The sequence below is a fragment of the Pseudomonas sp. genome (assembly GCF_049590575.1).
Taxonomy (GTDB): Bacteria; Pseudomonadota; Gammaproteobacteria; order Pseudomonadales; family Pseudomonadaceae; genus Aquipseudomonas.
This window is the reverse complement of the sequence record NZ_JBAWDE010000020.1, coordinates 1-12,257: the sequence shown is the minus strand read 5'-3', so window position 1 is coordinate 12,257 and position 12,257 is coordinate 1. Positions and strand designations below refer to the sequence as shown.

The window sequence follows — 12,257 nt, the reverse complement described above, 5'->3', positions numbered from 1 at the left end:
CCTTACGCCCGGCGCGTATCGCTGGACGGGGAGGCCTGTGCGGTAAACACCGCCAGCCCTGCACGCGCGGCATACATCGCCCACATCAGCTCGGCCGCTGCACGTGCCTGGCGGCGTTTGCGGTAGAGCGTGAAGTCGATGACGGTGGCGGCTGTTTGCATGGGAGCGCTCTCTTGCGGCGTGAATAACTCAGTGGCTCCACAGTAATGCGTGCTGGTTATTTCCTTAAATACTGAGTTTGCATGTGTTAATTCGATTTCGAACTTAGCCAATAAACCCGCTCCGAAGCTGTTGTGGGAAGGGTCTGATCCGTTAACAAAGGAGTGACCTGGCGGACATCCCTGCCTTCCCATCACTATTCGCGTGCCTGGCCCGGCCTTGCACGCCCCCGAATTTCAAGGATCGCCCCCATGCTGCTGCGCCAACCCCCACTGCTGTTTGCTGCCCTGACCTTAAGTTCACTGGTGCAGGCCGAAGACCTGCAACTGGCGCCGGTCGAAGTCACCAGTAGCGAGGCCACGGCCGGCGAAGTCGCTCAGGAGCAGCTCAGAAGCGTGCCCGGCGCGACCAATTACATCGACATGAACAGCGTGCAGCAGGGGCGGGTCAGCACCAACGAAGACGTGTTCAAGTACCAGGCCGGGGTGTACGCCAAGGCCGCGAACAATGAAGGGGTGAAGCTGTCCATCCGTGGTTCGGGTCTGAACCGCAGCCCCGGCGCGCATGCCTCCGGCCTGTATGAAATGTTCGACGGCTTACCGCTGACCGGCCCCGGCGGCACCCCCTACGAACTCAAGGACCCGTTGTGGCAGAGCCGCGTCGAAGTGTTGCGCGGCGCCAACGGTTTCGATCAGGGCGCGCTGGCCTTGGGCGGTTCGGTCAACTACGTGACCCGCACGGGCTACGACGCGCCGAAGTTGCAGGTGCGTTATGAGGCCGGCAGCCGTGGCTACGCCCAGCGCGAAATCAGTTCGGGCCAGGTGCTGGGCGATGCCGACTACTACATCAGCCTCACCGACTCCGAATCCGACGGCTACCAACACCAGAGTGCCGGCACGGGCAAAGGCGTGGCGGCCAACTTCGGCTACCGCTTCAACCCGGACCTGGAAACCCGCTTCTATTTCCGCTACCGCGAAACCACTAACGACACCCCTGGCAAACTCACCCGAGAGCAAATCAGCCACGACCCGCGTGCCGCCAACAGCCTCAACGCCGCGCGTGATTCGAAGCGCCTGCAACCGGGCTCGACCTGGATCGCCAACAAAACCACCTTGCAGTTGGACGACAGCTCGCGCGTCGAAGTCGGGCTGGCCTACCACGATTACCCGATGGACCTGCGCGAAGGCACCAACCGCCTCAAGGTCGCCTACACCGATATCAGCAGCACCCTGAACTACCTTCGTGAGGACACGCTGTTCGGCCACGACAGCAAAACCACCATCGGCCTGCGCACTACCCAGGCGATGCCGAACAATGGCGCGTCGGAATACGTGCGCACGCCCGCCGGCAACACCGCAGGCTATACCCCCGGCACCAAGACCCGCGACTACAGCTACCTGGGCTCGGACACCGTGCTGCATATCGGCAACGACCTGGAACTGGTTCCCGACCTGTGGCTGACCACCGGCCTGGCCGCGATCTACACGCGCCGCGAAACCCAGGTCACCTACCCCGAAGGGCAGGCGCCGCTCAGCCAGCATGATTGGGACTACGCGCCGCGCATTGGCTTGCGCTACGACTTCAACCCGCAATTGCAGGTGTACGGCAACCTGAGCCGCTCGGTCGAGCCGCCGCACGCGTGGTCGATGATCTGGGGTTCCAACAAGTATTTTGGACCAGGCAGTGGCCCGGCCACTGGCTTGCAGCGAGAAGGCGTGAGCCTGAAAAACCAGACCGCCACCACCCTGGAAATCGGCGGCCGCGGTGAAGCCTGGCTCGGCCAGTGGGACCTGGCGCTGTACCGCTCCGAGGTGCGCCACGAATTGCTCACCGTGGAAACCCAGGCGCAAACCTCGACCAGCAATGCCATCGTTGCCGAATCCAACGCCAGCCCCACCGTGCATCAAGGCGTGGAGTTGAGCCTGCTCAGCCCGTTATGGGACGGTGGCCGCCACGGCGAGCTCGCCCTGCGTCAGGCCTATACCTTCAGCGATTTCCACTACCGCGACGACGACCGTTTCGGCGACAACACCTTGCCGGGTATCCCCAAGCACTACTACCAGGCGCAATTGCGCTACAGCCACCCGACCGGCTTCTACACCAGCCTCAATACCGAGCATTCGTCGCGAGTGGCGGTGGACTACGCCAACTCCTACTACGCCGCGTCCTACACCACCCTTGGCGCCACTTTTGGCTACGACGCGCCCAAGCAAGACTGGCAGGCCTGGGTCGACCTGCGCAACCTGACCAACCGACGCTACGCCAACACCGTCACCCCAGGCTACGACGACAAGGGCCTGGATGTGGCACGCTCCACCCCGGCGGATGGGCGCGGCATCTACACCGGGGTCTCATGGAGCTGGCGCTGAATGTGGGAGGGGGCTCGCCCCCGATAGCGGTGTATCAGACTCAGAAAAGCTGACTGACCCAGCACCATCGGGGGCAAGCCCCTCCCACATTTGATTCGTGGCTTTTTTGAGAATGTGAGCCCCTTGCCCCCACCTCGTTTTACTGGCATTGTCTGCGCAATTGGTAACACTTCCCATTTGAGATACTTTTGCGCATGCATGACATTCCGGCCGCGCTGGGCGATTTATCGCGCCAGCAGACCCTTACGGCGATGTACAGCGAGCACCACGGCTGGTTGCACGGCTGGCTGCGCAAAAAACTCGGGTGTTCACAGCATGCCGCCGACCTCGCGCACGATGCCTTTATCCGCGTGCTGATGCTCGCCGAGCCGCAAAATATCCAGGAGCCTCGAGCCTTCCTGGCCACCACCGCAGGGCGCCTGCTGATCGACGGCGCGCGGCGTCGGCGCATCGAAAAAGCCTACATGGAAGCCTTGGCGATCCAATCCGAAGACGCCGGCATGCCCGACCCGGCCGCCATTCATGTGGCGCTGCAAGCCCTGGAGCGCATCGCCGAAATGCTCGCCGGCCTGCCGACCAAGGCCCGCGAGGCGTTCCTGCTGAGCCGTCTCGACGGGCTGACCTACAGCGAAATCGCCACGCGCCTGGAGGTGTCCTCAAGTACCGTCAAAAACTATATTTCCAGCGCACTGGTGCATTGCTACCACAGCCTGCACCCGGCAGATCCGCTGGTATGAATTCCGAGCAAATCATCCAGCAGGCGGCGAATTGGCTGACACGCCTGCACGACGAAGATGTCAGCGACGCCGAGCGCCAGGCCTTCAATGCCTGGTGCCAGGCAGACCCGCGCCACGCGGTCGCCATCGAGCGCATGCGCAGCTTGTGGGGCAGCTTCGACAGCGTGCCCGCGCGGCCCGCAAGCCTTGCCCTGAGCCGCGCATTTGCGCCGCGACGCCCACGTGCAGCCCAAGTGGTCGGGCTGCTCGGCGTCATGCTGTGCGGTTGGTTGGGCCTTGAGCACCTGCCGGTGTGGATGGCCGACCAGCGCACCGGCGTCGGCGAGCGTCGGCAGATCGCCCTCGAAGACGGCAGCCAGTTGCAGCTCAACAGCAACTCGGCGGTGGACGTGAAATTCGACGGCCACCAACGGGTGATCGAGTTGTTGCAGGGCGAACTCTGGGTGGACGTGGCCAAGGATGCACAACGGCCGTTCGTGGTGCGCACCGACCAGGGCTCCGCCACCGCCCTGGGCACGCGCTATCTGGTCAAGCGCGCGCCGGACGGGAGCACCGTGGTCACGGTGATCGAGTCCAGTGTGGCGGTCAAAGGTGAGACCAGCGCAGGGGTCAAGGTCGCCGCCGGCCAGCGTTCGATCCTCGACCACGGCCAGGCCCAAGCCCCCCAGGCCATCGGCAACACCGACCCGGACGCCTGGACGCGCGGCCTGCTCAAGGTCGACGACCAACCCCTGAGCGACGTGCTGCAAACGCTGGCCAGCTACCGGCATGGCCTGGTGCGCTTCGACCCGCAGGCCCTGCAGAACCTGCGGGTGTCCGGCGTATTCAAGCTCGATGACACCGCCGCGGCGCTCGCGGCCCTGGCGGATAACCTGCCGATTCAGGTGGAGTACTTCACCGACCTGCTGGTGGTGGTCAAGCCGCGCTAGCCCTCATGCTGGCGCAGGCGCTTGTACAGGGTATTGCGGCTCACCCCCAGCTCCCGCGCCAGGTGCGAGATATTTCCGCCCGCAGCCTTCAGCCGCTGGTTCAGGTCGATGCTGTCGTCCAGGTATTCGTTGGCGGGCGAGGGCGCTGGCAGTTTCAAATCCACAAAGAAATCATCCGGCAGATGTTCTGCGCGAATCGGTTGTTCTTCGGCCATCGCCAGCGCGACCTGCAACACGCTGCTGACCTGGCGCAAATTGCCCGGCCACGGGTGTTGTTCGAACAGCGCCAGTACCTCGGCACTGAGCCCGGCCCACTGGGTCGGCTCGCGGTGCTGCTGCCACAGTTGCTGGAACAGCGCCTGCTTGTCGCTACGCTCGCGCAGCGGCGGTAACTCAAGGGTCAGGCCGCCGATGCGGTAGTACAAATCCTCACGAAAACGCCCGGCCTGCACCCGCTCGCGCAATGCTCGGTTGGTGGCCGAGATGATGCGCAGATCCACCGGGAACAGCTCACTGCTGCCCACCGGCTGCACACAGCGTTCCTGCAATACCCGCAACAGACGTGCCTGGGTCGGCAGCGGCATGTCGCCGATCTCATCGAGGAACAGTGTGCCTTTGTCGGCCTTGCGGATCAGGCCGATGCTGCCTTTCTGGTTGGCACCGGTGAACGCGCCTTTTTCGTAGCCGAACAGCTCTGATTCCACCAGCTCCGCAGGAATCGCCGCACAGTTCACCGCGATAAACGCCTGCTGGCTACGTGAACTCGCCTGGTGCAGGGCTTTGACGAACACCTCCTTGCCCACCCCGGTTTCACCGTGGATTAGCAGCGGGATGTCCTTTTCCAGCAGGCGTTCGGCCTGGCGCACGGCCTTTTCCACACGTACGTCGCCAAAGTGCAGCGTCTTCAGGCCAATAGTTGCCGGCTTTGGCGGCACGGCTGGGTTGAACACCCGCGCCTGCACCGGCGTCTGCTTCGGCCGTTTCAGTAAACACTGGAAGCGATTGCGGCCCGCCGCCTGCAGCGAAAACGGCAGGCCTTCCGGCTGGTTGAGCAACTCCAGCAACGACACTTTGAACAGGCTGTCGATCATCACCCGCGACAGGCTGATGCCCAGCAGGTTGTCGGCGCGGCGGTTGGCCGAGAGCACCTGGCCGCTTTCATCAAAGATCAGCAGGCCGGCCCATTGGCTGTCGAGGTTGCTTAAACCGGTATTGAAGGTCAGCTGGAAATGCTCACCGCGAAACAGGTTGAGGATCAGGCGGTTTTCCACGGTCTGGCTCATCATCTTGACCATGCCAAGGGTGTGGGAGGGCGGCAGGTAGCTGTCGCTGGACACATCCAGCACCGCGATGATTTCGCGCTGGGCATCGAAGATCGGCGCCGCCGAGCCGGTCATGAAACGGTTGGCCTTGAGGAAGTGCTCGTCATGCTCGATATGCACCGCCTGGGCACACGCCAGCGCGGTGCCGATGGCATTGGTGCCGCTGGAGCGCTCCATCCAGCTGGCGCCGGCGCTGAAACCCCTGGCCAGCTTGGGCTCGATAAAACGCTGGGTGCCCCAGCTGGTCAGCACCTGGCCCTGGTTGTCGGCCAGCATGATCAGGCAGTTGGAGTTGCTGAGGATGTTTTCGTAGTAGGGCAGCACTTCCTGGTGGGTGGTTTGCACCAGGGAATGTTGGCTTTCGAGCAATTGGCTGATGCCCTCGGCCGGCAGCTGGTCGAAGCAGGGTGTGCTCTGGTGGTCCAGGCCAAAGGCGCGACAGCGGCGCCAGGATTCCTGGATAAGGGTGTCGTGAGCCAAGGGTTCGGCCATGGGGGCGACCTGCATTTTTTATTGTTATTGGGCGTGCACAATCTACCTGAAGCAACCGGTTCAAAATGTGGGAGGGGCCCCGGTTTTGGTCATGAGAGTGTTGTTCAGAACTGTTCATTGTCAACCCCTGAACTGTTCAGTTGTTCAGCCCGATTGTTCACTCCCGAACATCAGCTTTACCTCATTTCCTTGCACATCAATTACTTGCCGTTTTGGCACGAAACTCGCTCTGTCGACTCGCCAGATTCATTCCAATAATAAAAAGGTCGTGTCATGTCATTGACCCTGGAAAATGTCTCCCGCGTTGTCGAAGGCCAAACCTGGATCGACGGCGCCAACCTGCGTTTCGAAGCCGGTTCCTTCAATGTTTTGCTCGGCCGCACGCTCTCCGGCAAGACCAGCCTGATGCGCCTGATGGCCGGTTTGGACAAGCCCGACAATGGACGAATCCTGATGAACGGCGTGGATGTCACGCAAAAGCCGGTACGCCTGCGCAACGTGTCGATGGTGTATCAGCAGTTCATTAACTACCCGACCATGACCGTGTTCGAAAACATCGCCTCGCCGTTGCGCCAGGCCGGTGTGTCCAACGAGCTGATCCAGAGCAAGGTGCTGGAAACCGCGAAAATGCTGCGCATCGAAAAATTCCTGCAGCGCCACCCGCTGGAGCTGTCCGGTGGCCAGCAGCAAAGGACCGCCATGGCCCGCGCGCTGGTCAAAGACGCCGAACTGATCCTGTTCGATGAGCCGCTGGTCAACCTCGACTACAAACTGCGCGAAGAACTGCGTCAGGAAATGCGCGAGCTGTTCAAGGCGCGCCACACCATCGCCATCTACGCCACCACCGAACCCAACGAGGCTCTGGCCTTGGGCGGTACGACCACCATTCTTCACGAAGGCCGGGTGATCCAGAGCGGCAAGGCGGCCGAGGTCTACCACCAGCCGCAGAGCGTGCTGGCGGCCGAGCTGTTTTCCGAGCCGCCGATTAACCTGATGCCGGGGCGGATCAGCGGCAATGAAGTGAGTTTCGCGAATTTCGTGCACTTTCCGCTGAACGTCGACCTGCGCCCGATTGGCGAGGGCGAATTCCGCTTTGGCGTGCGCCCGAGCCATATCAGCCTGGTGCCGAGCAACGACGACGACCTGGAACTGGCGGTGACCGTGGAAGTCGCGGAGATCAGCGGCTCGGAAACCTTCCTGCATGTGCGCAGCGAGCACTTCCTGCTGGTGCTGCACCTGCCGGGGGTGCACGAGTACGACGTCGACGCGCCGATTCGCGTGTATATCCCCACCCATAAACTGTTTGTGTTCGATGGCCAGGGCCGTTTGGTCCAGGCCCCCGGGCGCCGTGTCGCGAGGGTTGCCTGATGGCCGAGATCCATTTGCAGAACCTGGCGCACAGCTACAGCCCTACGCCGACAGGGCCTGAAGACTACGCGATCCGGGAAATGAACCACGTGTGGGAGCAGGGCGGTGCCTACGCGTTGCTTGGGCCTTCGGGCTGCGGCAAGTCGACCTTGCTCAACATCATCTCCGGTCTGCTCAGCCCCTCCGAAGGCCAGGTGTTATTCGACCACAAAGTGGTGAATGAGCTGACCCCGGAAAAGCGCAATATCGCCCAGGTGTTCCAGTTTCCGGTGGTGTACGACACCATGACGGTGTTCGACAACCTGGCGTTCCCGCTGCGAAACCAGGGCATGGCCGAGGCGAAAATTCACAGCAAAGTGCAGGAAATTGCCGAGGTCCTCGACCTGCAAAACCTGCTGACCAAAAAAGCCCGCAACCTCACCGCCGACGAAAAACAGAAAGTCTCCATGGGCCGTGGCCTGGTGCGCGATGACGTGTCGGCGATCCTGTTCGACGAACCGCTGACGGTGATCGACCCGCACCTGAAATGGAAACTGCGGCGCAAGCTCAAGCAGATCCATGAGCAGTTCAATATCACCATGGTCTACGTGACCCACGACCAGTTGGAGGCCTCGACCTTTGCCGACAAGATTGCGGTGATGTACGGCGGGCAAATAGTCCAGTTCGGCACCCCGCGCGAGCTGTTCGAGCGGCCGAGCCATACCTTTGTCGGCTATTTCATCGGCAGCCCCGGGATGAATCTGATCGAGGTGCAGGCCGAGGCGGGCGGGGTACGGTTTGCCGGCACCCACCTGCCATTGTCCGAGGCGCTGCAGCAACGCATTGCCAGTACCGACTACAAGAAATTGCAGGTGGGCATCCGCCCGGAATTTATCCACGTGTGGGACGAGCACAACCCCGACGCCCTGCAGGCCGATGTCACTCATCTGGAGGACCTCGGCACCTACAAGATCGTCACCCTCAACCTCGACGGCGCCACCCTCAAGGTGCGCCTGGCCGAAGACAAACCGGTGCCCGAAGGCAAGGCCTGCATCAGCTTCCCCGCGCAATGGCTGATGGTGTATGCCGACGATTACCTGCTGGAGGTGCTGCCATGAACAAGGTGCAGAACAACAAGGCCTGGTGGCTGGTGTTGCCGGTGTTCCTGCTGGTGGCGTTCAGTGCGGTGATCCCGATGATGACCGTGGTCAACTACTCGGTGCAGGACATCTTCGACCAGTCCAGCCGCTACTTCGTCGGCGCCGACTGGTACAAACAGGTGCTGCTCGACCCGCGCCTGCACGACTCGTTGCTGCGCCAGTTCATCTACTCGGCCTGCGTGCTGCTGATCGAAATCCCGCTGGGCATCGCCATCGCCCTGACCATGCCGACCAAGGGCCGCTGGTCGTCGCTGGTGCTGATCATTCTCGCCATTCCGTTGCTGATTCCGTGGAACGTGGTGGGCACCATCTGGCAGATTTTCGGCCGCGCCGACATCGGCTTGCTGGGCTACAGCCTGAATGCCCTGGGCATCAGCTACAACTACGCGGCCAACACCGCGGATGCCTGGGTCACGGTGCTGGTGATGGACGTGTGGCACTGGACGTCACTGGTGGCGCTGTTGTGCTACTCCGGGCTGCGCGCGATTCCGGATGTGTACTACCAGGCCGCGCGGATTGATCGGGCGTCGGCCTGGGCGGTTTTCCGACATATCCAGTTGCCGAAGATGAAAAGCGTGCTGCTGATCGCGGTGATGCTGCGCTTCATGGACAGCTTCATGATCTACACCGAGCCGTTCGTGCTGACGGGCGGCGGGCCAGGTAACGCCACCACCTTCCTCAGTCAGACGTTGACCCAGATGGCTGTCGGCCAATTCGACCTGGGCCCGGCCGCGGCGTTTTCGCTGGTGTATTTCCTGATCATCCTGTTGGTGTCCTGGCTGTTCTACACCGCCATGACCCACTCCGACGCCAACCGCTGAGGCCGCCAACATGAGCAAGCGCAAGCTGATCCCCTTACTCATTTACATCCTGTTCCTGCTGGTGCCTATCTACTGGCTGCTGAACATGTCCTTCAAGAGCAATACCGAAATCCTCGGCGGCCTGACGCTGTTTCCGCAGGACTTCACCCTGGCCAACTACAAGGTGATCTTCACCGACCCGAGCTGGTACACCGGCTACCTCAACTCGCTGTATTACGTGAGCCTGAACACGGTGATCTCGCTGAGCGTGGCGCTGCCGGCGGCCTACGCGTTTTCGCGCTACCGTTTCCTCGGCGACAAGCACCTGTTCTTCTGGCTGCTGACCAACCGCATGGCGCCACCGGCGGTGTTTTTGCTGCCGTTCTTCCAGCTGTATTCGTCGATTGGCCTGTTCGACACGCACATCGCCGTGGCCCTGGCGCACTGCCTGTTCAACGTGCCGTTGGCGGTGTGGATCCTGGAAGGGTTCATGTCCGGCGTGCCCAAGGAGATCGACGAAACCGCCTACATCGACGGCTACACTTTCCCCAAGTTCTTCGTGAAGATTTTTATCCCGCTGATCGGCTCCGGCATCGGGGTGACGGCGTTTTTCTGCTTCATGTTTTCCTGGGTCGAGCTGTTGCTGGCGCGCACCCTGACTTCGGTCAACGCCAAGCCGATTGCGGCAGTGATGACGCGCACGGTCTCGGCGTCGGGTATCGACTGGGGCGTACTGGCGGCGGCGGGGGTGTTGACTATCCTGCCAGGCATGCTGGTGATCTGGTTTGTTCGCAACCACGTGGCCAAGGGCTTTGCCCTCGGCCGGGTCTGAGGAGTCGATGATGGAATGGATGGCCTGGACTACGCCCACCGCCCTGTTCTTCGGCGGCATTGCCCTGATTCTGGCGGGCATGACCACCTGGGAGCTGCGCTCGCCGAGCATCCCGCGGCGCGGTTTGTTGCCGATCAGCACCACCCGTGGTGATCGCTTGTTTATCGGACTTCTCGGAAGCGCCTACCTGCATTTGCTGGTGATCGGCGTAACCGACTGGAGCATCTGGGTGGCGTCCGCGCTGTCCCTGGTATGGCTGTTGAGTGTGATGCGTTGGGGCTAGTGCTCCGTGTGAATAAACAACCTGGAGGTCTCTATGTTGAATAAAAACAATAAGCTGCGACATAGCATTTCATTGGCCGCGGTCATGGCCCTCAGCGGTTTGAGCGTCACGGCCTGGGCCGATGCGTATGAAGATGCGGCGAAAAAATGGATCGGCAGCGAATTCAAGCCGTCCACCCTCACGGCCGAGCAGCAGCTTGAGGAGCTCAAGTGGTTTATCAAGGCCGCCGAACCGTTCCGTGGGATGAAGATCAATGTGGTGTCGGAAACCCTCACCACCCACGAGTACGAGTCCAAGGTGCTGGCCAAGGCCTTCAGCGAAATCACCGGCATCAAGCTGACCCACGACCTGCTGCAGGAAGGCGACGTGGTGGAGAAGCTGCAAACCCAGATGCAATCCGACAAAAATATCTATGACGGCTGGGTCAACGACTCCGACTTGATCGGTACGCACTTTCGCTACGGCAAGACCGAATCGATCACCGACCTGATGGCCAACGAAGGCAAGAACTTCACCTCGCCGACCCTGGACATCAAGGACTTTATCGGCATCTCGTTCACCACCGCGCCGGACGGCAAGATCTACCAGCTGCCCGACCAGCAGTTCGCTAACCTCTACTGGTTCCGCGCCGACTGGTTCGAGCGCCCGGAGCTGAAAGCCAAGTTCAAGGAAAAATATGGCTACGAGCTCGGCGTGCCGGTGAACTGGTCGGCCTATGAAGACATCGCCAAGTTCTTCAGCGAAGACGTCAAGGAAATCGACGGCAAGCGCGTGTATGGGCACATGGACTACGGCAAGAAAGACCCGTCCCTGGGCTGGCGCTTCACCGATGCCTGGTTCTCCATGGCCGGCGGCGGCGACAAAGGCCTGCCCAACGGCTTGCCGGTGGACGAGTGGGGCATTCGCGTGGAGGACTGCCACCCGGTCGGCTCCAGCGTGACCCGTGGCGGCGACACCAACGGCCCGGCCGCGGTGTACGCCACGCAAAAGTACGTGGACTGGATGAAAGCCTACGCGCCACCGGAAGCCGCGGGCATGACCTTCTCCGAATCCGGCCCGGTGCCGTCCCAGGGCAACATCGCCCAGCAGATCTTCTGGTACACCGCGTTTACCGCGGACATGGTCAAGCCGGGCCTGCCGGTGGTGAACGCCGACGGCACGCCGAAGTGGCGCATGGCGCCGTCGCCTGTAGGCCCGTATTGGGAAAAGGGCATGAAGAAGGGCTATCAGGACGTAGGCTCCTGGACCTTCCTCAAATCCACCCCGGAGAAACAGAAACTCGCGGCGTGGCTCTACGCGCAGTTCGTGACGTCGAAAACCGTCTCGCTGAAGAAAACCATCGTCGGCCTGACGCCGATTCGTGAGTCCGATATCAACTCACAAGCCATGACCGACATGGCGCCGAAACTCGGTGGCCTGGTGGAGTTCTATCGCAGCCCGGCGCGGACCGAGTGGTCGCCGACCGGCACCAACGTGCCGGACTACCCACGCCTGGCGCAACTGTGGTGGAGCAACATCGCCTCGGCGGCCAGCGGCGAGAAAACCCCGCAACAGGCACTCGACAACCTGGCCAAGGAGCAGGACGCGATCATGACGCGCCTGGAACGCTCCAAGGTGCAACCGGTGTGTGGCCCGAAAATGAACCCCGAGCGTGACGCGCAATACTGGTTCGACCAGCCGGGCGCGCCCAAGCCGAAACTGGCCAACGAGAAACCGAAAGGCGAAACCGTGGGCTACAACGACTTGCTCAAGCAGTGGGAGGCCGCGCGCAAGTAATCGCAAGGCAGTAAAAAATGTGGGAGGGGGCTTGCCCCCGATAGCGGTGTG

General features: G+C 61.8%; 11 protein-coding genes. 9 read left to right on the top strand and 2 right to left on the bottom strand.

Annotated elements, in window-relative coordinates; translation table 11 throughout:
• Positions 1–2: 2 nt before the first annotated feature.
• The gene (locus tag WBR57_RS01330) at positions 3–161 is read right to left on the bottom strand and encodes a hypothetical protein (protein ID WP_424081412.1); all 159 of its coding nucleotides are present in this window, start codon (positions 159–161) and stop codon (positions 3–5) included.
• Positions 162–410: 249 nt separating this feature from the next.
• Between WBR57_RS01330 and WBR57_RS01325 the strand changes: the two genes are divergently transcribed.
• From WBR57_RS01325 to WBR57_RS01315, 3 genes are all read left to right on the top strand, one after another.
• Positions 411–2,528: a TonB-dependent receptor family protein gene (locus WBR57_RS01325; RefSeq protein ID WP_424081410.1), complete on the top strand. Its 2,118-nt coding sequence runs from the start codon at positions 411–413 to the stop codon at positions 2,526–2,528.
• Positions 2,529–2,722: 194 nt separating this feature from the next.
• Positions 2,723–3,265, top strand: coding sequence for a sigma-70 family RNA polymerase sigma factor (locus tag WBR57_RS01320; RefSeq protein WP_424081408.1), 543 nt, complete (start codon positions 2,723–2,725; stop codon positions 3,263–3,265).
• Complete coding sequence (locus tag WBR57_RS01315; RefSeq protein ID WP_424081406.1) at positions 3,262–4,194, top strand: FecR family protein; 933 nt, start codon at positions 3,262–3,264, stop codon at positions 4,192–4,194. The genes WBR57_RS01320 and WBR57_RS01315 overlap by 4 nt, the downstream gene beginning before the upstream one ends.
• On the opposite strand, the gene WBR57_RS01310 is transcribed toward WBR57_RS01315, so the two are convergent.
• Complete coding sequence (locus WBR57_RS01310) at positions 4,191–6,008, bottom strand: sigma-54-dependent Fis family transcriptional regulator (protein WP_424081404.1); 1,818 nt, start codon at positions 6,006–6,008, stop codon at positions 4,191–4,193. The two genes, WBR57_RS01315 and WBR57_RS01310, sit on opposite strands and share 4 nt — an antisense overlap.
• Positions 6,009–6,281: 273 nt before the next feature.
• Here WBR57_RS01310 and WBR57_RS01305 point away from each other — a divergent pair, with 273 nt between their 5' ends.
• Genes WBR57_RS01305 through WBR57_RS01280 form a run of 6 tightly spaced genes read left to right on the top strand, consistent with a single transcriptional unit; the run spans position 6,282 to position 12,206 of the window.
• Positions 6,282–7,376, top strand: coding sequence for an ABC transporter ATP-binding protein (locus tag WBR57_RS01305; protein ID WP_424081403.1), 1,095 nt, complete (start codon positions 6,282–6,284; stop codon positions 7,374–7,376).
• Entirely contained in the window at positions 7,376–8,473 is a 1,098-nt protein-coding gene (locus tag WBR57_RS01300) for an ABC transporter ATP-binding protein (protein ID WP_424081400.1), read from the top strand. Before WBR57_RS01305 ends, WBR57_RS01300 begins: the two co-directional genes overlap by 1 nt.
• Complete coding sequence (locus WBR57_RS01295) at positions 8,470–9,336, top strand: carbohydrate ABC transporter permease (RefSeq protein WP_017735078.1); 867 nt, start codon at positions 8,470–8,472, stop codon at positions 9,334–9,336. Before WBR57_RS01300 ends, WBR57_RS01295 begins: the two co-directional genes overlap by 4 nt.
• A 10-nt stretch (positions 9,337–9,346) precedes the next feature.
• Positions 9,347–10,147: a carbohydrate ABC transporter permease gene (locus WBR57_RS01290; protein WP_424081397.1), complete on the top strand. Its 801-nt coding sequence runs from the start codon at positions 9,347–9,349 to the stop codon at positions 10,145–10,147.
• A gap of 10 nt (positions 10,148–10,157) precedes the next feature.
• Positions 10,158–10,430 carry a DUF2160 domain-containing protein gene (locus WBR57_RS01285; RefSeq protein ID WP_014718862.1) on the top strand — a complete coding sequence of 91 codons (273 nt, stop codon included), beginning with the start codon at positions 10,158–10,160 and terminating at the stop codon, positions 10,428–10,430.
• 33 nt (positions 10,431–10,463) lie between these two features.
• Positions 10,464–12,206, top strand: a complete 1,743-nt coding sequence (locus WBR57_RS01280) for an ABC transporter substrate-binding protein (protein ID WP_122539702.1) — start codon at positions 10,464–10,466, stop codon at positions 12,204–12,206.
• The last annotated feature ends 51 nt before the right edge of the window (positions 12,207–12,257 follow it).

What these genes read in the sequence shown, in the direction of transcription:
- WBR57_RS01325 (WP_424081410.1), top strand. Translation starts at nt 411, where the DNA reads ATGCTGCTGCGCCAACCCCCACTGCTGTTTGCTGCCCTGACCTTAAGT.
- WBR57_RS01310 (WP_424081404.1), bottom strand. Translation starts at nt 6,008, where the DNA reads ATGGCCGAACCCTTGGCTCACGACACCCTTATCCAGGAATCCTGGCGC.
- WBR57_RS01315 (WP_424081406.1), top strand. Translation starts at nt 3,262, where the DNA reads ATGAATTCCGAGCAAATCATCCAGCAGGCGGCGAATTGGCTGACACGC.
- WBR57_RS01300 (WP_424081400.1), top strand. Translation starts at nt 7,376, where the DNA reads ATGGCCGAGATCCATTTGCAGAACCTGGCGCACAGCTACAGCCCTACG.
- WBR57_RS01285 (WP_014718862.1), top strand. Translation starts at nt 10,158, where the DNA reads ATGGAATGGATGGCCTGGACTACGCCCACCGCCCTGTTCTTCGGCGGC.
- WBR57_RS01290 (WP_424081397.1), top strand. Translation starts at nt 9,347, where the DNA reads ATGAGCAAGCGCAAGCTGATCCCCTTACTCATTTACATCCTGTTCCTG.
- WBR57_RS01330 (WP_424081412.1), bottom strand. Translation starts at nt 161, where the DNA reads ATGCAAACAGCCGCCACCGTCATCGACTTCACGCTCTACCGCAAACGC.
- WBR57_RS01305 (WP_424081403.1), top strand. Translation starts at nt 6,282, where the DNA reads ATGTCATTGACCCTGGAAAATGTCTCCCGCGTTGTCGAAGGCCAAACC.
- WBR57_RS01295 (WP_017735078.1), top strand. Translation starts at nt 8,470, where the DNA reads ATGAACAAGGTGCAGAACAACAAGGCCTGGTGGCTGGTGTTGCCGGTG.
- WBR57_RS01320 (WP_424081408.1), top strand. Translation starts at nt 2,723, where the DNA reads ATGCATGACATTCCGGCCGCGCTGGGCGATTTATCGCGCCAGCAGACC.
- WBR57_RS01280 (WP_122539702.1), top strand. Translation starts at nt 10,464, where the DNA reads ATGTTGAATAAAAACAATAAGCTGCGACATAGCATTTCATTGGCCGCG.